This window comes from Williamsia sp. 1138, assembly GCF_002095435.2.
In the GTDB taxonomy this organism is placed as follows: Bacteria; Actinomycetota; Actinomycetes; order Mycobacteriales; family Mycobacteriaceae; genus Williamsia.
Window position 1 is genome coordinate 69,902 of sequence record NZ_MJEJ02000034.1, and the last position, 19,714, is coordinate 89,615.

Genomic DNA, 19,714 nt, shown 5'->3' on the forward strand with positions numbered 1-19,714 from the left:
GGTCATCCGATGTCGATTCCGCGGTTGCTCAGCCACTGCGCCGGGTCGAGCTTGAGCCCGTCTTGTTGCCAGACCTCGTAGTGCAGGTGCGGGCCCGTCGAGTAGCCGCGATTTCCGACCGTTGCGATCTGTTCACCGGCTTGGACCCGCTGCCCGGCGCTCACCAGGGTCTCGTTGATGTGCCCGTAGACACCGATGGTGCCGTCGTCCTGCAGGACGCGGATCCACAGCCCGAAGCCATCGGCGGGCCCGGATTCGATGATCTCGCCGTCGCTGGTCGAAACCACTGGAGTGCCAATGACGTTGGCGATATCGAGACCGTAGTGTGTTGTGTCCCAACGTGAACCGTAGCTCGACGTCAGGGTGCCGTAGGTCGGTGCAGCGGTCTTCGGCCGTGGCGGCGGTGCAGGCTCCGGAGGCGCTCCGCGGTTCGGCTGAACTAGGTCGCGCATCGCGGTGGTCAGCGCATCGAGTGGAGATGCCGCCGCCGGTGCAGGCGGGGTGGGTGCCGAAGGGCTGCCTGCTTGCGCGGTGACCTGACTGATGGTGGCAGGTGGCGTCGTGGACGAGTCTTGCCCGGCGACGGCCGGATGGCTACCGACCTGCGAGACGGGCGTGATCGCCGGATGTGGTGGATCGGCGAGCGCGGTGGTGGCGGTACCCCCGGCGGCCAGGAGAACTGCGGCAGCGACCAGCGACCCGCTGATGCCGGCGGAGGCGACTGACCGCGCCGACGAGACGGGTTTGTACCCGGCGTCGAGTCGTTCGAGATAACTGAACTCGGTTTCTCTCCGGCGATCGGGCGCCTGGGCGCACAGGGCGCGTTCCCATGGAGCTGCGGGCGCAGCGAAGACGTACCCGGGATCGACGTTCTGGGGACGCGGAGCACGCGGCCGCGGTGAGCCACCCGGATGACCAGGTCGACGAAACTGTGGGAGAGCACGAGTCGGCTGCAGCAGCGATGAGGATGACGCTTCCATCGGTCGATTGCGCGGCGCATGTGGTGGCACCGGAGTCCTCGGTCTCGTGAAGACTGGGACTTCGGGGGCGGCGAAGAGCCGGTGCCGGCCGGACGTCGTCGGCGTCAGCGGTTTCGGGGTCCGACCGGAGATGGCTATAGAACTCATCTCGGGTGCGCAGTCGTCAGGTTGGGGGCCACGGCCATGTAAGCGGGCGCCGGGCGAAATGTCGTGGGGCGAAGCCGTGTCAGGTCTGCGATGCCGTGCCAAGGGAAGTCCTTCAGTCCAATCGGGCCGGATGAAACAGTGTGATAACGAGCAGGACTCAAACAGGTTACTACTATCTACCTTAGTTTTTCATTCTGGCGCCCAAAGTCGCTGTTTATGCTGTTCAGAGGTGCGCGGGTGCAGACGGGTAGCCCTGTGGGTTCCAGAATTCATGGCTACGTCCAATCCTTGCCCCGTGGTCGAGCGGCTGTGAGATACACCCTCCGGTGTCCTCTCGCAGCGGAACTCTCGGCATGGTTTCCGTAAACTACTAAAGGTCTTAGTAGTAGTGCGGTGAGGAGCGTGACCGAGTGCCAGAACGGCATCGTTTTGCTGATGTCCCGATGAGCCGGCGCGGACTGCTCGCCGTCGGCGGGGGTGCGGTTGCGGCCGCTTTCCTGGCCGCCTGTTCCACCGGCGGTTCCTCGGTGTCCCCCTCGTCGAGCTCGCGTCCGTCAGTCGGTGAGGCGGGGCCGCCCGGTGGCGCCGTCAGCTTTGTCCCGGCGCCGGGCACCCAAGCATTTGACCCCCTCGGGGTGGTGACGGTCACCGCCGCCGGGGGGACCCTCGTCGAGGTGACGATGACCAATGACACTGGCCGTGTCATTCCTGGAATCTTCACCCCGGACAAGCTGGTGTGGAAGCCCGATACCCCGTTGGGTTACGGCAGGACCTACCAGCTGTCGGTCGTCAGCCGTGACGATCAGGGCCGTCAGGGCGAGTTCGCCAGCACGTTCGGGACGGTGACACCGGACAACCTCACGACGCCCTCGCTGGTCACGACCGGTGGTGGAGCTCTGTCGGACGGGGCCACCTATGGGGTGGGCGTGGTGGCCGTGGTCAGGTTCGACGAACCCGTCACCGACCGGGCTGCGGCGCAGCGATCTTTATCGGTCCAGACCGAGCCACCGGTCGAAGGCCAGTGGAGCTGGGTGGACGATCAGAATGTGCACTACCGGCCGCGCGAGTACTACCCGCCGGGCACCTCCGTGGCGGTACGAGCCGACGTGTACGGGGTGGACCTGGGCGGCGGACTTTACGGGCAGGAGGACGCGGCAGTGTCCTTCACCATCGGGGCTTCGCACGTGTCTATCGCTGACGACAACACCAAGCAGGTCACGGTGTTCGAGAACGGTGAACTGGTCCGCACGATGCCCACCTCGATGGGCCGCGGCGGCACGGAGACGGTCAACGGTCAAACGATTCACTTCTGGACGCAGCGAGGAATTTATACGGTCCTGGACAAGGCGAACCCGGTGATCATGGACTCCTCGACCTACGGCCTGCCGGTCAATTCGCGACTGGGATATCGCCAGTCGATCAACTACGCCACCCGGATCAGTAACGACGGGATCTATCTGCACCAACTCGAGAGCAGTATCCCTCAGCAGGGCAACACCAATGTCTCGGCGGGATGTCTGAACCTCAATCCTGACAATGCCCAGTGGTTCTACAACTTCTCGGTACCCGGGGACGTGGTGGAAGTGCGCAATACCGGCGGGGATCCGCTGCAGCAGTGGCAAAACGGTGACTGGAGCGTGCCGTGGGACCTCTGGCTGCAGGGGAGCGCTCTGTAGAGTCCTCGGCTGAGATCGACCGTCGGTGCGTCACGGTCTGAGCCAGGGGAGTGAGGCGTTCATCTGACGCCACAACTCAGGTGCCAGGCTCCGCACGAAAGTCGCGCTGAGGTGGTGCCAATCGTTGTAGACCACGGTGTTGCCGATGACAGCGGGACACATGTCTTTGGTGCACAAACCCTCGGATAGGTCCAGCGGCAGGATATTCGGGTTGGTGCCCAGGATGGCCAGTGTTGGATTGCTCGGTTCTAGCGCCATGGATCGGGGCGTGCCGCAGTCGTCGGCGCTGCCACCCTCGGCCAGGCACGAGGGGCTGTCGATGGGGCCGTCGGCGTTGTGTGGCCATACGGTATCGCGCATGCCGAGCACCGGAATGCCGGCTGCGGCGAATTGGGCGAAGATCGGTAAATAGGTAGGGGGGACCCAGTCGCCAGGGGCATTGTCTCTGGGTCGGGTGGTGTTGGTGAATACCGCATCTGGGCGGTCCGCAATGATCTGTGGCATGACCCGTTGCACCCAGTCGAAGCAGCCGGGATAGGGAACGCCCCGCTGTTTGGGTACCGGATCGGTCGAGAGGGGGCACCCCATTTTGAGGTAGGTCATGACCTTGAAATTGTTCTGTTTTCCGAGCGCATCCAAAGCGGTGATCCAGAACTCGGCGTGCGACCCCCCGGCCAGCGCGATGGTTCGGGTGGCGGTGGGGTTGCCATAGGTGCCCACGCGCACTTCAGGGTCGGTGAAATCGCTGATATATCCCTCAAACGAGGTGATGGGGAGGTCTTTGCCCACCTCGAGCGGGGACGGTTGCGGGTCCACGGAGGCCACGGGTGCGCCGTCGAGGAAGGCCCGGGCGCCGGGGTAGACGGTGGGATCGAGGTTGGTGGTGTCGACGCGGAGGTTGCTGACGTGTCGGTTCCAGGCCTCGATGGCGACGCCGCTGACCAGAACTCCGACGAGTAGGACGGCCGCGGTCATCCGCGCTTGTGTCATGAGTTGGCGAGGACGCCGCTCTCCAGCGGTGCCGGTGTCGACAGGATGTGCCGATCGCGTCGCGGTCGGGCTCGCGCGTAGGGGTTCTTCGACGAACCGGTAGGTCGGCCACGCCAGGGCGATCGACACAGCCAGAACGAGGAGACCGCCGATCGCGCCGGCCTTATCGGTGTTGGCCCAGGATAGGTAGAAGATCAGCACCGGCCAGTGCCACAGGTACAGCGCGTAGGCAATCGATCCCAGCCACACCGGAATAGCGGTTGCCAGCAGTCGATTCATGCGCGGGGGTGCGTTGGGGGTGTTCGTGGGCCCCGTGCTTCCGGACAGAATGAGCGCCATCGTGGCCAGGACGGGAACCAGGGCCCACGGGCCGGGGTAACTGCTCAGTCCGTCGATCCACCACCCGCTGCTCAGGATCAGCGCCAAGCCCCCGATCGCCAGCGCACTGCGCAACCAGTAGCGTGCGATCGTCGGTGCCCATACCGCCAGGAGGCCACCGGCCAGCGGTTCCCAACTCCGGGCGATGGTGTCGTAGTAGTTGAAGGGCTGGTTGACCGACATTCGCATCGTCGCCCAGTACAACGAGATCGCCGCCACGCCCACGATCGCGATGCCAGCCACCACGCGAAGAACGACCGGATGAGACAGGGCCGGCAGGACAGTGCGGGCGCCGAGCTTGAGTAGGATGCCGATACCGAGGGCCGTCACCAAGGTGATGACGAAGAACTGACCCTGCACTGCCATAGACCAGACATGCTGCAACGGGCTGTTGACCGAACTCGCTGCGGTGTAGTCCTGGGAATTGAAAGCGAGATACCAGTTTTGGTAGTACAGGGCGCTCGCGACGACCTCACGGCCGGTCGCGAGCCATCGCGTTTGGGGCAGCACGAGCACGGTGCCGATGACCACGGCGATCAGGACGACGGCCAAGGTCGGCACCAGCCGGCGTGCCAGCCTGATCAGCCGGGGAACTGGGGTCGCCGCAGTCCACCACCGCACCGCAGGGTCCTGGGCGGCGGTGATTTGCCGCAGGAGCGATCCGACGAAGAAGTAGCCCGACAGCACCAGGAATACGTCAACACCGCCGGAGACTCGGCCGAACCAGATATGAAAGCACGCAACCAGCATGATCGCGACTCCACGCAGGCCGTTGAGATCGAGCCGGTGGGAGTCGGCGGACGTTCGTGTCACGGATGTGGACCGGCCGGCGTCTAGAACCGGTTGCGCCACGGGCTTACCTCACTCTCCCATCGAGACGCCCGCACCGGTCGCCAGAGCGGTTTGGGGGAACCGGATACAAATACTATTGTGCATAGTAGTTACAGTGGCGGGGTGGTGATGGCGTCGGTGGGGGAGCAGTTCTCCTCGATGGTGGCCGGTGGGCCTCTCATCCTCGCCATCGGGGCGTGCGCGGTGGCAGGGCTGGTCTCGTTCGCGTCGCCATGCGTGATTCCGCTCGTACCCGGATATCTGTCCTATCTTGCGGGTCTGTCCGGGGTCGAGGCAGTGGCCGACACCGCCGCGGCTGCGCGGGCACGGTGGCGGGTTTCCGGCGCGGCATTGCTGTTCGTTCTGGGCTTCACGGTCGTGTTCGTGCTCGCGACGGCCACGGTCTTCGGGGTGACCTCTGCGCTGACGATCAACCGAGACATACTGCAGCGCATCGGTGGAGTGATCACCATCGTGATGGGTTTGGTGTTCCTCGGTGCGTTCCCGGCGCTGCAACGCGACGTGCGGTTCCATCCCCGGCGGGTCTCGGGCCTGATCGGGGCACCGTTGCTGGGCGCTGTCTTTGCGTTGGGGTGGACGCCGTGTCTGGGCCCGACACTGGCCACGATCATTGCCACCGCCAGCGGCACCCAAGACACCACCGCGGCGCGCGGGGTGATCCTGATCGTCTCGTACTGTCTGGGTCTGGGACTTCCGTTTGTGTTGTTGGCGTTCGGGTCTGGGTGGGCGATGCGCGGGGTCGGGGTGCTGCGACGTAACTCGCGGCGCATCCAGATAGTAGGCGGAGTCTTGATGATCGTCATCGGCATCGCTCTGATCACCGGTGTCTGGGACTACTTCGTGGTGTGGATACGGGACATGTTCGTCACCAACACCACCCTGCCCATCTGACCAGCATGGCGCCGGGGGGGTGAACTCGCATCCGTGAACGGTCCATCACAGCAGAGTTGACCAGTACCACCAGAAGCGCTGAGTGATCAGTGCAATCACTGCGAGCACCCACAGCACCGGTACGAGGGAGTGCACGGTCACGACGACGTCGAGACCGCGGCGGGCTCGTCCAGGCGGGCAGTAGTGGTCGGCGTTGCGCACGCTGACGTACCAAAAAGCAACTACGACAACGACCCATACGGCCATGCAGTAGGGGCATAGGGCATCGATGCGATACAGGCTCTGAAAGATCAGCCAGTGCACGAACACCACCGCTGCAGTCAATCCGGCCTGAAGGCCGGCCATCACCCACCAGGCTGGGCGGCGACCCATCATGACAGCGACAGCGAGCAGCGCTGCAAAGCCCGCGATACCGAGCAGCGAGTTGGGAAACCCGAACGCCGAGGCTTGCGGGGTGTCCATCACCGAGCCGCAGTTGACGATGGGGTTGATGCTGCAGGTTGGTGTGTAGCTGGGATTGGTGGCCAGTTCAAACTTTTCGACCGTCAGCGTGAAGGCTGCGAGGAGTCCGACAGCTCCGCTGACGACGAGGATCCAGGGAAGCAACCGCCCGAACAGCACCGACCGCGGGGGTGAGTGTGGTGGGGTTGCGCTCGTCACTGCGCCATCGCGGAGTTAAGAGCGGCGCTCAACTCCTCGTAACTGCCGGGCTCGACCGGCGTGTGATTGATGTAGAGCGTGGGTGTGGCGCTCACGCCCCGAGCTTTGCCGTCGGCGATGTCGCGGTCGATGAGTTCGCGGGTGGCCTTGGAGTTGTAGTCCACTGCGTACTGCTCCATGTTCAGACCGAGTTCTTGGGCGTAGGTGGAGAACAGGTCATCGAGTGGCTCCTGCTGCTCACCCCACTGCTGCTGAGTCTCGAACAATTTTTTGTACATTGCCTCGAAACGACCTTGCTGCGCCGCCGCCGCGGCCGCCCGGGCGGCGCGGTCGCCGTTGACATGACCCGGCAGCGGGAAGTAGCGGACGACGAAGGTGACCTGGTCGCCGTAAGTCTGTCGCAGCCGCTCGACGGTCGGATACATCGCCCCGCACGCCTCGCATTCGAAATCCAAGAACTCCACGAACGTCGCCCTCGAGTCAGCGGGCGCCGAGAGCCGTTGGGAATCGGCCCGTACCGGCGCCGCGCCCTGCTCTGCTTCGCTGCTTCCGCCGGCCCGTGCCACCACGAACACCACCGTCAACGCCAGGCAGAAGACGAACACCACCGCGAGTGAGATCTTGATGTTGCGGCTCATCTGCTGACGCTCTCGGCCGAAACCTGGGGGGTCTGAACTGGCACGCTACTCACTCCTGTCGACGTACTACTAAGATGCCTAGTAGTTTACGTGGGTCCTGTCCCTGCCCGGTACCGCCGGGGTGCCGGGCGAGGGGACAACAGAGTCGGGTGAGGACGGTGACTGCGGTGCTCGAGGTTCCTGATGCTCCGCCGACCATCCTGGGCATGATGAGGTGGGATCTGCCGCCGATCCCGCTGCTGGCCACCCTCGGAATCGTCCTCGCAGCGATCTACTGTCTCGGGTTGGCGCGGCTTCGTCATCTGGGCCGGCCGTGGCCGTGGTACCGCTCGCTGAGCTTTCTCGCTGGCTGCCTGATCCTGTCGGCCGTGACCGGATTGGCCATCGAGGGATACGGGGTCGGGCTGTTCAGTGCTTTCATGTTTCAGCACATGACACTGTCGACGCTGGTTCCACCACTGCTGGTCATGGGTTCCCCGGGGCTGCTCCTGTTCGCGGCCGTTCCCGACGAGGGCAGAGGCCGCCGGGTACGCCGGGCGACGCTGCGCCTGGCACGCTCGCGGGCCAGCAGAATTGCCTTGCACCCAGGGTTCGCGATCCCGGTGTTTTTGTTCAGCTTCTACGGGCTGTACTTCTCGTCGATCTTCGACACACTCAACGACAGTTGGCTGGGCCACACGGGGATGGAAGTGTTCTTCCTGGTCAGCGGATTGCTGTTCATCATCCCGATTCTCTCGATCGGGCCCTTGCCGATGCGCCAGTCCAATCTGGGCCGGCTCCTCGACATCTTTCTTGAGATGCCGCTGCACGTGTTCTTCGGAGTCGTTTTCATGATGGCTCCGACCGTGCTGGTCGCCAGCTTCGCGGACCCGCCGCCGCAGTGGGGCATCAACCCGGTCGATGATCAAGCGGTCGCCGGCGCCCTGGCCTGGTCCTACGGGGAGCCAGTGGCCCTGCTGATCGTGTTGATCTTCGCCTCACGGTGGCGCCGCGACGAGGAGAAATCGGTGACCTCACCCAACGACTACGACGAGGCAAAAGACGCCGAGAAACTCGAGGCCTACAACGACTTTCTCCGCACCCTCGGATCTGGCCGATGAGGCTTTCGCTCTCCATCACGGCAGTGGCTGGATCGATCACACCGACGGCCCACGTTGCCTGCGGTCGCCGGCGACAGCGACGGGACAACAGGTTGAGAAGGCTTCCTGCTGTGGTGATGGTGATCTGTGCCCTCGTGCTGGTGGGCTGTGGTACCGGGGACGACGCAGTGCGCCAGGGTGATTCGTTCGAGTTCGTCTCACCCGGCGGCCAGACTGCCATCTTCTATGATCCGCCGGACTCGCGCGGTCAGGTCGGCGAGCTCATGGGCCCGGACCTGCTCGACGACACCGCCACGATCAGGCTGTCCGATTTCGCCGGCCAGGTGGTGGTGATCAATGTCTGGGGGTCCTGGTGCGGGCCATGCCGCGGCGAGGCCCCGGCCTTGGAACAAGTGTATGAGCAGACCAAAGACTCAGGAGTAGCGTTCTTGGGCATCGACTTTCGCGACCGCAAGCAATCCGGCCGGGATTTTGTCACCGACCGCGGCGTGACCTACCCGTCGATCTACGACTACGACGGACGGACGCTGGCCACCCTGACCACACCGACCTCGGTGGTACCCACCACGGTGGTCCTCGACCGGCGCCACCGCGCCGCGGCTGTCTACCTGCGCGCGATCACCGCCGACGAGCTGCGCCAGAGGGTCGAGCGCATCGCCGCCGAACCCTGACGGTCCGCCGGGCACGAGATGACGACCCGACAACGACCACTTCCTTTCCGCCCCATGACTTCCCGTTCAACCGATAGGGCCACCATGACCACTGACACCAGCGACACCGACAAAAACTGGAGCAACCCCCGGGCCGTCCGCGCCGGAGCGATCTACCTGGGAGCGTTCGTCCTGGTGGGTATCGCCTTCTTGGTGGCCTACCGGCAAACCGACTCCCGATTCTGGGGATTCTGTGCGCCGGCTGTCTTCATGCTCGGCGGGCTCGGCGCGTTCGTCCACACCTATCGCACCTGGCAGCGCGGCGGTCTGTGGCCACTGTGGCAAGGCGTCGGCTGGGCGCTGCTCATGTGCATGCTGATCACCCTGGGTCTGCCCGTCCGCGACCTGTGACACCAGTACAACTATCGACAATAGGAGCCTTTACCCGATGAGCGAATCCGCCACTCGTCGACTGATCCGCGACGTGCTGATCCTCAACGGCGCCCGGATGGCCACGGTTTTTCTGACAGTGATCGCAGTCTATTTCGGTGCCCGGGCACTGAATCTGAACCTGTCCGTTCTCGTCGCCATGGCGGGCGGACTCGTTGTCGCACTGGCTGCTTCGGCAACCATTCTGCGTCCCCTGCGCGTGCGGGTCAACGAGGGCATCGCCGCCGTGGACGCCCAACGCACCGAGCGACGCACCGCCAAAGAGCAGTAACGCACTGAGGTCATGCCGCGGGGGTCACCACGTCAGTTCATGACACCCCGACCCCGATACCGGCTCTATCTGCACGGTCGCGTGCTCGAGGTGGTGCTTGTCAGCGAGCAGCTGCTGGGCCGCGAGCAGCACCGCGGAATGATCAGCCGCCGGGGCAGCCACAACATGGGCTGAGGCCACCTCCATCCCCGACGTCAAGGTCCATACATGCAGATCATGCACCTGCACAACGCCGTCGAGGCGCACCAGATCTGCCCGCACCTGATCAACGTCCACGCCCGAGGGTGCGTGCTGGAACAGGATCCGCAACGCCCCCCGTGCCAAGGAGTAGGCGCGCGGCAACACAAACAAGCCGATCCCGACACCGATGAGGGGGTCGGCATACCGCCATCCGAACAGCAACGTCACCAGTCCGCTGATCAGCACGCCCACCGAACCGATCATGTCGGCCATCACCTCGAGGTACGCACCTCGAATATTGATGCTCTCCTTGGCACCTGACTGCAACAACAGGAACGCGATGATGTTCATCGCCAAACCGACAATGGCCACCAGCACCACAGGAAGGCCAGGCACCTCCGGCGGATCGGAGAGTCGCTGCGCAGCCTCGTACAGAATCCAGCCGGCGGCCACGAACAGCAACGCAGCATTGAACAGTGCGGCAAAGACTTCGGCGCGGTACAGACCGAAGGTCTGATCGGTGCGTGTCGTGCCACGTTTGGCCACCAACACCGCGGCCAAGGCCATGAACACGCCGAGCACATCGGTGAACACGTGCGCCGAATCAGACAGCAGCGCCAACGATGACGTCGCGAAGCCGACGATGACCTGCGTCACCAGCGTGATCAGCCCCAGGCCCAACGCCATCGCCAGACGCCGCACATGTCGCCCCGACGCGCTGGCAGCCTCGCCAGGGGACAGTGCAGCGTGAGTGTGATCGTGGCCGTGCCCCATAGTCATCTCTCCTCAACCCGTACACATAGTGATATGCGCATGTATGCAAGTATGAACGAGGCCGTGCCCAGGGGCAAGCTACTATCTCAGATAGTAGTTACTCGCGGCCGCTCCTTCTTGCAGACTCGGCCCAGCGTCCGGACTAGTGCATGCAACTACTATGATGCATAGTAGTTGGATGTATTCGTGTGATCGCCGGATGAGTTGGGTGGATATATGAGTCTGTTGGATCAGCCGGCGAAAGTGGAACCGGTCCGGCCGTTTCCGGCCCGGACGGGGCCCAAGGGGTCGTTCATCTACAAGATGATCACCACGACCGATCACAAAACCTTGGGCGTCATGTACTTGGTGGTGTGTTTCGCGTTCTTCCTCATCGGTGGCTTGATGGCCCTGCTGATCCGCAGCGAACTCGCCGCACCGGGGTTGCAGTTCCTGTCGACCGAGCAGTACAACCAGATGTTCACCATGCACGGCACCGTGATGCTGCTGATGTATGCCACCCCGATCGTCATCGGCTTCGCCAACGTTGTTCTCCCGCTGCAGATCGGCGCCCCGGATGTGGCGTTCCCCCGGCTCAACGCGTTGAGCTTTTGGCTGTTCGTGTTCGGCTCGTCCGTCGCGCTCGCCGGCTTCATGACCCCTGGCGGCGCCGCGGACTTCGGCTGGACCGCCTACACCCCGCTCACCGACGCCGTGCACTCCCCAGGGGCCGGCGCGGATATGTGGATCCTGGGCCTGGTCGTATCGGGGCTGGGTACCATCTTGGGCGCGGTCAACATGATCACCACTGTGGTGTGTTTGCGCGCGCCGGGTATGACGATGTTCCGGATGCCGATCTTCACGTGGAACATCTTGGTCACCAGCGTGCTGATCCTGCTTGCCTTCCCGCTGCTGACCGCGGCGCTGATGGCGTTGGAGTTTGATCGCCAGTTCGGCGGCAATATCTTTGACCCCGCCAACGGCGGCGCTATCTTGTGGCAGCACTTGTTCTGGTTCTTCGGACACCCGGAGGTGTACATCATCGCGCTGCCGTTCTTTGGCATCGTGTCGGAAATCTTCCCGGTCTTCGCCCGTAAACCCATCTTCGGCTACACCGGATTGATCTACGCCACTCTGGCGATCGCTGCGCTGTCGGTCGCGGTGTGGGCCCACCACATGTACGCGACAGGTGCGGTGCTGTTGCCGTTCTTCTCGTTCATGACGTTCTTGATCGCGGTGCCTACGGGTGTGAAGTTCTTCAACTGGATAGGCACGATGTGGAAAGGTCATCTGACCTTCGAGACACCGATGCTGTTCTCCATCGGCTTCATCGTCACCTTCTTGTTCGGCGGTTTGACCGGTGTCCTACTCGCCAGCCCGCCCCTGGACTTCCAGCTTTCGGACAGCTACTTCGTGGTGGCCCACTTCCACTACGTCCTGTTCGGGACCATTGTCTTCGCCACCTATGCGGGTATCTACTTCTGGTTCCCCAAGATCACTGGCCGGATGCTCGACGAGAAGCTCGGCAAGATCCATTTCTGGCTGACCTTCGTGGGCTTCCACGCGACGTTTTTGGTGCAGCACTGGTTGGGTAACGAGGGCATGCCGCGCCGCTACGCCGACTACCTGGCGTCAGACGGTTTCACCACCCTCAACATGATCTCGACGGGGGGCTCGTTCATCTTGGGTGCCTCCACGTTGCCGTTCCTGTGGAACGTGTTCAAGAGCTACCGCTACGGCGAAGTCGTCACCGTTGATGACCCGTGGGGTTTTGGCAACTCACTGGAGTGGGCCACCAGCTGCCCACCGCCGCGGCACAACTTCACCGAATTGCCCAAGATTCGTTCCGAGCGGCCGGCGTTCGAGTTGCACTACCCCCACATGGTCGAGCGAATGCGGACCGAAGCCCATGTGGGTAAGGGCCACAACAGCAAGAAGGCCGAAGAGGCCCGCCGTGAGCCACTGACGGTGGGAGATCACGAGTCGTCCACCGAATCGAATCCGTAGCAGCCGATGCGCGACCGCACCATAATTCGACGCACGTTTCTGGCCGGTGCCGGCGGGGCCACCGTGATCGCTCTTGCCCTCGAGCCAGTGATCCGGTGGGCACTGCGCGATCGCGACTATGACCTGGGGATGCTGCAGCTCACCCTGGCGTACAACACCGGTGTCGGGTTCAGCGTCGGTGCGCGGCAACCGGTGTGGCTTCTCGTTGCCGTCACCGCAGCACTGACGGTTGCCCTGCTGATCTACGGATGGCGCAGCGCAGGAAAGGTGCCCGTCATCACCACCGGCGGGCTTGCGCTCATGTCCGGCGGTGCTGGTGCCAACGTCATCGACCGGGCCCTGGACGGCCGGGTCACCGACTACTTCCACACTGGATGGTGGCCGACGTTCAACCTTGCCGACGCCTTTTTGTCGGTCGGCGTGGTGTTGGTCATCATCGGCGCGGTGTGGGAGGAGCGGCACAGCGCACCGGCCACGCGCACCGGCCTCGATACCGGCCGATGAGCGCACTGGCTGACCGGATCCGGACGCGACTGGCGATGTCTGCCTCGACGCGGTGGACCATCGCAGCTCTGGTCGTGGTCATCGCGATGATGGTGGCGATCTGGCCCCGCGAAGACCCAGGCCCGGGCCCCGCAGCGAACACCGGCATCAGCGGTTCCACAGCACCTCTGCCGGGCGAGCAGGCCGAGGTACCCGACGAGGATCTCGCGGCCGCTCGGCAAGAAGCCGGCCTGCAACCATGCCCCGCCGCAACCATGCCCCCAGGCTCAGATTCAGAACTGGCCACGGTCACTGTTCCTTGCCTGGCCGACGGCTTCGACGTCGACCTCGGCAGCGCCACCGCCGGCAGTATGTGGGTGATCAACTTCTGGGCGTATTGGTGCGCGCCGTGCCGCAAAGAGCTACCGATCTTCGCCGAATTCCAACGTACTGCCGGCGATCTGGTCCGCGTGCTGACCGTGCAGGGCAAGGAGGGGGCACAGAATCCGTTCCTATCCCTGAACCTGTTGATCGAGACTGGTGTCGACCTACCGACGGTGATCGATACCCAGGGCGCCATGGCCGCCGCACTCGGCGTTCCCCGCGTCTACCCATCCACGGTCCTGCTGCGCGCTGACGGTTCGGTGGCAGCTGTCCTACCCCAGGTCTTCACCTCCACCAGCGATGTGATCGACGCAGTCAACACCCATCTCGGGCTTGCGTTGTGAGTATCACCGCACCCGAGCGGACCGCGTCGGCACCTGGACGCGGGCCGGGTCGTCGCCTGCAGCGGTACCTGCTGTGGCCCGCTCGCAACCTGTGGCGGTCGTTGACCTCCATGCGTATCGCGTTGGCGTTGCTGTTCCTTCTGGCTATTGCCGCCGTGCCCGGAGCCCTGCTGCCGCAGCGGGACCTCAACGCCACAAAGACCAGCCAATACATCGCTGACAACGGCACCGTCGGTGAGGTTCTCGACAACCTTCAGATGTTCGAGGTCTTCTCCAGTATCTGGTTCACGTCCATCTACGCCCTGCTGTTCATCTCGCTGGTGGGATGCCTCACCCCTCGGATCGCCGACCACGCCAGATCCCTGCGGGCAAGGCCGGTCGCCGCACCGCGCAACCTGGCCCGCCTACCCCGGCACGAGGTGCGAGAGACCCACGGCACGCCGGAGCAGATTGCAGACACCATCGGACAAGGACTGCGAGGATGGCGCACAACGGTACGCACCGTCGAAAAACCCACACCGGACGGCGGATCGCTCACTGTCGTGGAGGTCTCCGCCGAAAAGGGCTATCTGCGTGAGTTCGGCAACCTCGTCTTCCACTTCTCATTGCTGGCCCTGCTAGTGGCGATCGCCGCGGGCAAGATGTTCGGCTACGAGGGCACCCGGATACTGGCCGCCGATGGCCAGGAAGGGCTCTGCAACACCTCCACCGCCGTGTACGACTCCTTCCGGGCGGGCAATCTCGTCGACGGCACCAACCTCAACGAGTTCTGCATCAGGGTCGAGGCATTCGACGCCAGCTACCTCGAGACCGGGCAACCTGACATGTACACCGCCACCCTGCAATACCAGAGCGGCACCGAGATTCGGAACAACGAATGGAACCAAAGAGCCCTCAAGGTCAACGATCCGCTCCGCGTCGCCGGTGATCGTGTCTACCTTCTCGGTCACGGATTCGCACCCACATTCACCGTCACCTTCCCCGACGGCCGCACCCGCACCCAGACCGTCCCCTTTCAGCCCGACGAACTCCAGACCATGATGTCGAGCGGAGCCGCACGCTTCGACACCCCGGCCGGGTTGTACCCCGACGAGGACGAACGGCGAAAAAACCAGATCGCGGTGGAAGGACTGTTCGCCCCGACCGCTGTTTTCGACGGCGGTCTGATGACCTCGGCGTGGCCGATCCCGGACAACCCGGCCGTGGCCATTGACATCTATCAAGGCGATACCGGCCTGGACACCGGCCGGCCGCAGAACGTCTACAGCCTCAACGTGGACATGATCAACCAGGGCCGGCTCCTCAAACTCGAACGGGTCAACCTCCTGGCCGGCCAAGACACCCGCCTCGCCGACGGAACAACTGTCCGGTTCGACGGTTACCAGCGGTGGGTATCTCTGCAGGTGTCGCACGACCCCGCCCAGAAATGGGTGCTGGTCGCCTCGATCACCATGCTCGGCGGTCTACTGGTCTCTTTGTTGATCAAACGGCGGCGGGTGTGGGCTCGGATCACACCTCAGGAAGGACGTGAGAGTCCTCGCTGCACCGTCGACATGGCCGGGCTGGCCCGCACCGACCAAGCAGGCTGGGGCGAGAACTTCCCCGACATGGTCGATGCACTCCTGTCGCAATCCGTGCCGACTGATGCGCACCCGACGCAGCCCCGTCGACCTCTATGACGGTCCTGGAACCGAACTCGTTGCGCGAGATGACAGTGTCACCACGGGTGGTTCGGGTGATCGTTCGGATCGTCGCTGCCGCCGGCTCCGGTGGCATCCTCTATCTGAGCTTCCCGCCCCGCCAGCTGTGGTTCCTCGCCCCCGTCGCTGTGGCCGTGCTAGTGGTGACGCTGCGGGGGCGTTCGAACCCGGCGGCAGCCGCCTACGGGTACCTCGCCGGGCTGGGATTTTTCGTCCCGCTGCTGCCGTGGGTGGGCGCCTATGTGGGTGCGGCGCCGTGGCTTGCACTGGCCGCCGTTGAAGCGGTGGCGTTCGGCGTATTTGGCGCCCTGGCGGCGGTGGTCGGCAGACTCCCCGGCGCGCCCGTGTGGATGGCGTGCGGCTGGGTGGCGGTCGAGGCGATCCGTGCCCGGGTACCGTTCGGCGGATTTCCCTGGGGGCGAATCGCCTTCGGCCAGCCTGATGGTCCGTTGTTGCCGCTGGCCGCTCTGGCCGGCGCACCTGGCTTGTCCTTCGTCGTGGTTCTACTCGGCGCAGCACTGGCCGCTGCTGTGGTCGCGCTGCGCACGAAACAACCTCAGATGCTGATCGCACCCGCCACTGCGGTCGCGGCCGTGGCGCTGCTGGTGTGGATCATGGCACCCGCCGGGACAACAGAGGCGGGGGAGAGGTCGGTGACCGTGGCCCTGGTGCAAGGCAATGTGCCGCGGTTGGGTCTGGACTTCAATGCCCAGCGCCGCGCCGTCCTCGACAACCATGTGCAACGCACCCTTGAACTGGCCGATCAGGTCCGCACCGGACAGGTCGCGCGGCCCGAGATTGTTGTGTGGCCCGAGAACTCATCAGATATCGACCCCTTCGGCAACCCCGACGCTGCCGCGCAGATCGACCGTGCCGCGCGGGCGATCGGAGTACCGATCTTGGTAGGCGCGGTGATCGCACAGGACAACGGCACCTCCCGCAACACGTTGGTGGTGTGGGACCCGGCCTCTGGACCCGGACAAGAGCACGACAAACGCCAGCTGGTGCCGTTCGGGGAGTATCTACCGCTGCGAGGACTGATGACGAGGCTGTCCTCCTACGCTGAGCAGGCCGGAAACTTCGTTCCCGGAACAGGTAACGGTGTCGTCGACATCGGTGGCGTCCCGGTGGCGGTGGCCACCTGTTACGAGGTTGCTTTCGACGATTTGGTGACCGAGTCGGTGCGCGCGGGTGCCCAGTTGATCGCGGTGCCGACCAACAACGCCACGTTCGGGCGCACCGAGATGACCTATCAGCAATTGGCGATGTCACGGGTGCGGGCAGTCGAACACGATCGGGCTGTGGTGATCGCGGCGACCAGTGGTGTGAGCGCGGTGGTCAACCCTGATGGCACAGTAGAACAACAGACCGCATTGTTCACTCCGGACGTCCTTGTCGCACGGGTGCCGCTGCAGACGACGACGACTCTGGCGACGCGGATCGGACCGGCCTGGGAGGTCGTGTGTACCGCGGCGGCCGTGGCGGCACTCGTTGCGGCAGCCTTCAGATCGCGGCGCCGAGCATGAGGCCTGCTCGCTACTACTAGCTAGCTGTGCCCGCGATCAGGAGAGGACGCCGCGCTCTGGTGTGCCTTGTCCGGTTCGGCTGGGGGTGCGCAACAGGTGCACCCGGAATCGTTTGCGGGAGAGCTGCTATTGGTGATCGACAGGTTGAACAGCGGTGATGCGGGCATCTGTGGTGTCGACGCTGGCGATGGCAGTTGTGCCTTGTTCGGTGTGGTGGCCGGTGCTGGAGCGCAGCAGCTATCGCCTGGGTCATGCTGGGCCGCCACCGCAATGTTGAGCTTGCCTGTGGGCACCCGCGGCAGCGCGGTAGCACCGGGAAGGGCGCTGGTCCGGGCGGCGCGGATGGCATTGGCGATCACGAGTACTTCGGCGAGTTCGTGGACGAAGACGACTGTGGCCAGACCGAGAATGCCCGTCGCGGCCAGCGGGATCAGGACACCGATGATGGCCAGAGACACCCCGATGTTCTGCAGCATGATTCGGCGTGCACGCCGAGCTTGTGACAGTACCTGCGGCAGGTGCCGAAGATCTTCGCCCATCAACGCCACATCAGCGGTCTCGATGGCGACGTCGGTACCCATCGCGCCCATAGCGATACCCACGTCGGCAGTCGCCAACGCCGGGGCGTCGTTGACGCCGTCGCCGACCATGGCGATCGGCCGGCCACCCGAGAGGGTGCTCAGCAGTTCGGCTTTGTCTTCGGGCAGGAGTTCGGAATGTATGGTGCTGATTCCGGCTGCGGCGGCCAACGCGTGTGCGGTGCGGTCGTTGTCCCCGGTCAGCATGGCCGAGTCGATCCCCAACGCCGTCAGTTGCAGGATCACCTCGGGGGCCTCGGGGCGGAGCTCGTCGCGTACGGCGATCGCGGCAATGACCTCACCTTCGCGTTCGACCAGCACGACGGTGGCGCCGTCGCTCTGCAATCGGTCGATATCGGCGGCGAGCACGCCGGGATCAAGCCATCCGGGTTTGCCCAGGCGCAACTGCTGTCCGTGGAGCTGGCCGGTGAGTCCATGGCCGGCGATCGCCGTGACGGCGTCGGCGGGTGCATCGAGTGCGGGAGCGGCCGCGAGAATAGCGGCAGCCAGTGGGTGCTCACTGCGTGATTCGAGTGCGGCGGCATATACCAGCGCGTCCTCGCCAGTGGTGCCTGCAGTGGTGAGGACCTCGATGACTTCAGGGGTGCCCCGGGTCAACGTGCCGGTTTTGTCCAACGCGACAACCCGGATGCGCCCCAGCTCCTCCAGCGCGGCACCGCCTTTGACCAGTGCGCCGTGGCGGCTCGCGGCGCCGATCGCGGCGACTACCGTCAGCGGCACCGCGATCGCCAGAGCGCACGGAGATGCGGCAACCAGGACAACCAGGCCGCGTTCGAGCCAGAGCACAGGATCGCCCGCCAGTGCGCCGACACCGGCTACCAGCGCTGCCAGCACCATGATCGCGGGGACCAGCGGACGGGCGATCCGGTCGGCGAGACGTTGGCCGGCGCCTTTGCGTTCCTGGGCTTCTTCGACGATGTGGACGATGCGGGCCAGGGAGCTGTCGGCAGCACGGGAGGTGACGGTGATTTCGATCGCGCCGCCGCCGTTGATGGCGCCGGCATGGACATTGTCGCCTGGAACCGCTTCTACGGGAACCGATTCGCCCGTGATCGCCGACAGATCCAAGCTAGTGCTGCCCGCGGTGATGGTTCCGTCGGTCGCCGCGCGCTCCCCAGGGCGGATCACCATCACATCGCCGACGACCAGTTCATCGGGGGAAATCGTGGTTTCGCGGCCGCCGCGGATGACCGCCGCGGTCGGTGGAACAAGCGCGAGTAACGCCCGAAGCCCCCGCCGTGTTTTGGTGACTGCGTAGTGCTCCAATCCTTCGGCGACGGAGAACAGAATTCCCAGGAGCGCTGCCTCGGGTATCTGTCCCAAGGCGACGGCACCGATCGCGGCGATCGTCATGAGCGTTCCGACACCAATTCGACCGTGGCGCAGGTTCTTCAGTGTCGTGGGCACGAAGGTAGATGCTGCGATCACTGCCGCCATCAGCTCAATGGCAATGCCGACGGGTTCCGATACCGTGCGGCCGATGATCCACCCGATGACCAGGACTACCGCGGCAGCGGCAGCGAATTGGAGTTCGCGGACGTGTCGCAATCGGACTGGACCCCGGTCCAGGCCCGCGTCGACCTCAGCGTCGTGATCAGCCGGCCCGCAGCACGCGTCAGCCATGACGAGATCCGGTGGAGTCGACCGCCGGGGACGGTGTCGTGGAAAGCCCCGCCACCGCAAGCACACCCGCGACGAGCGCGAGGCCCGCGGGAGTCAGTGCGTACATCACCAAGCGTCCCTGGCGGCGGCCGGTGACCAAACCCGCCGCCTTCAACAGCCGTAGATGGTGGGAGACGAGATTCTGGGCCAGGCCCACCACCCACGCCAGATCACAGACACACAGTTCCTCGCCCGACAGCAACGCCGTCGCCAGCCGAAGTCGAGTGGGATCGCCGAGTGCTCGAGCACCGGCCGCAGCAGCGTCGACCGCCGTGAGGTCGGGCATCGAGGTACGAATGGTCTCTGCGTGCGGTAGATCCAGACACAACAGTTCGCAGGTGTCCACCGGTTCCGGGCTCATATCAATATCCTTACGTTCATCGATATGATCAT

At 64.4% G+C, this 19,714-nt stretch carries 18 protein-coding genes; 11 read left to right on the forward strand and 7 right to left on the reverse strand.

The features are described 5' to 3' along the window. Positions 1-2: 2 nt before the first annotated feature. Positions 3-980 (reverse strand): M23 family metallopeptidase, encoded by a 978-nt coding sequence (locus BH683_RS07550; protein WP_084835646.1) that lies wholly within the window; start codon positions 978-980, stop codon positions 3-5. Positions 981-1,537: 557 nt separating this feature from the next. Between BH683_RS07550 and BH683_RS07555 the strand changes: the two genes are divergently transcribed. Further along, entirely contained in the window at positions 1,538-2,803 is a 1,266-nt protein-coding gene (locus tag BH683_RS07555; protein ID WP_246833239.1) for an Ig-like domain-containing protein, read from the forward strand. 30 nt (positions 2,804-2,833) lie between these two features. Here BH683_RS07555 and BH683_RS07560 read toward each other — a convergent pair whose 3' ends face one another. Continuing rightward, entirely contained in the window at positions 2,834-4,984 is a 2,151-nt protein-coding gene (locus tag BH683_RS07560; RefSeq protein ID WP_281492292.1) for an acyltransferase family protein, read from the reverse strand. Between the two features lie 147 nt (positions 4,985-5,131). Between BH683_RS07560 and BH683_RS07565 the strand changes: the two genes are divergently transcribed. Continuing rightward, a complete protein-coding gene (locus BH683_RS07565) occupies positions 5,132-5,914 on the forward strand; it encodes a cytochrome c biogenesis CcdA family protein (RefSeq protein ID WP_084835688.1) in 783 nt (260 codons plus the stop codon). A gap of 45 nt (positions 5,915-5,959) precedes the next feature. Here the strand turns inward: BH683_RS07565 and BH683_RS07570 are convergent, their stop codons facing one another. Together BH683_RS07570 and BH683_RS07575 are read right to left on the reverse strand one after the other, a co-directional pair. Beyond that, on the reverse strand, positions 5,960-6,574 hold the full coding sequence (locus tag BH683_RS07570) for a vitamin K epoxide reductase family protein (RefSeq protein ID WP_246833240.1): 615 nt from the start codon (positions 6,572-6,574) through the stop codon (positions 5,960-5,962). Further along, positions 6,571-7,212: a thioredoxin domain-containing protein gene (locus tag BH683_RS07575; protein ID WP_084835649.1), complete on the reverse strand. Its 642-nt coding sequence runs from the start codon at positions 7,210-7,212 to the stop codon at positions 6,571-6,573. The genes BH683_RS07570 and BH683_RS07575 overlap by 4 nt, the downstream gene beginning before the upstream one ends. Positions 7,213-7,418: 206 nt before the next feature. Between BH683_RS07575 and BH683_RS07580 the strand changes: the two genes are divergently transcribed. The 4 genes from BH683_RS07580 (at position 7,419) to BH683_RS07595 (ending at position 9,683) form a co-directional block, all read left to right on the forward strand. Beyond that, on the forward strand, positions 7,419-8,312 hold the full coding sequence (locus tag BH683_RS07580) for a cytochrome c oxidase assembly protein (RefSeq protein WP_246833244.1): 894 nt from the start codon (positions 7,419-7,421) through the stop codon (positions 8,310-8,312). Positions 8,313-8,428: 116 nt separating this feature from the next. Next, positions 8,429-8,983: a TlpA disulfide reductase family protein gene (locus tag BH683_RS07585; protein ID WP_246833245.1), complete on the forward strand. Its 555-nt coding sequence runs from the start codon at positions 8,429-8,431 to the stop codon at positions 8,981-8,983. Positions 8,984-9,067: 84 nt separating this feature from the next. Beyond that, on the forward strand, positions 9,068-9,373 hold the full coding sequence (locus BH683_RS07590) for a hypothetical protein (protein ID WP_084835652.1): 306 nt from the start codon (positions 9,068-9,070) through the stop codon (positions 9,371-9,373). Positions 9,374-9,410: 37 nt separating this feature from the next. After that, positions 9,411-9,683, forward strand: coding sequence for a DUF4229 domain-containing protein (locus BH683_RS07595; RefSeq protein WP_084835653.1), 273 nt, complete (start codon positions 9,411-9,413; stop codon positions 9,681-9,683). Positions 9,684-9,707: 24 nt separating this feature from the next. Here BH683_RS07595 and BH683_RS07600 read toward each other — a convergent pair whose 3' ends face one another. Then, positions 9,708-10,637 (reverse strand): cation diffusion facilitator family transporter, encoded by a 930-nt coding sequence (locus BH683_RS07600; protein ID WP_084835654.1) that lies wholly within the window; start codon positions 10,635-10,637, stop codon positions 9,708-9,710. A 216-nt stretch (positions 10,638-10,853) separates the two neighbouring features. Here BH683_RS07600 and ctaD point away from each other — a divergent pair, with 216 nt between their 5' ends. From ctaD to lnt, 5 genes are read left to right on the forward strand one after another with little or no spacing between them, the layout of a single operon-like run. Next, positions 10,854-12,623: a cytochrome c oxidase subunit I gene (gene ctaD / locus BH683_RS07605; RefSeq protein ID WP_084835655.1), complete on the forward strand. Its 1,770-nt coding sequence runs from the start codon at positions 10,854-10,856 to the stop codon at positions 12,621-12,623. A 6-nt stretch (positions 12,624-12,629) separates the two neighbouring features. Continuing rightward, a complete protein-coding gene (gene lspA / locus BH683_RS07610; RefSeq protein WP_084835656.1) occupies positions 12,630-13,127 on the forward strand; it encodes a signal peptidase II in 498 nt (165 codons plus the stop codon). Then, the gene (locus tag BH683_RS07615; protein WP_084835657.1) at positions 13,124-13,834 is read left to right on the forward strand and encodes a TlpA disulfide reductase family protein; all 711 of its coding nucleotides are present in this window, start codon (positions 13,124-13,126) and stop codon (positions 13,832-13,834) included. The genes lspA and BH683_RS07615 overlap by 4 nt, the downstream gene beginning before the upstream one ends. Positions 13,835-13,836: 2 nt before the next feature. Then, positions 13,837-15,513 (forward strand): cytochrome c biogenesis protein ResB, encoded by a 1,677-nt coding sequence (locus tag BH683_RS07620; protein WP_246833246.1) that lies wholly within the window; start codon positions 13,837-13,839, stop codon positions 15,511-15,513. A 29-nt stretch (positions 15,514-15,542) separates the two neighbouring features. After that, positions 15,543-17,060: an apolipoprotein N-acyltransferase gene (gene lnt / locus BH683_RS07625; RefSeq protein WP_084835690.1), complete on the forward strand. Its 1,518-nt coding sequence runs from the start codon at positions 15,543-15,545 to the stop codon at positions 17,058-17,060. A 20-nt stretch (positions 17,061-17,080) separates the two neighbouring features. Here lnt and BH683_RS07630 read toward each other — a convergent pair whose 3' ends face one another. Together BH683_RS07630 and BH683_RS07635 are read right to left on the reverse strand one after the other, a co-directional pair. Then, a complete protein-coding gene (locus tag BH683_RS07630) occupies positions 17,081-19,282 on the reverse strand; it encodes a cation-translocating P-type ATPase (RefSeq protein ID WP_084835658.1) in 2,202 nt (733 codons plus the stop codon). After that, entirely contained in the window at positions 19,275-19,682 is a 408-nt protein-coding gene (locus tag BH683_RS07635; protein ID WP_084835659.1) for a metalloregulator ArsR/SmtB family transcription factor, read from the reverse strand. The genes BH683_RS07630 and BH683_RS07635 overlap by 8 nt, the downstream gene beginning before the upstream one ends. Positions 19,683-19,714 lie beyond the last annotated feature (32 nt).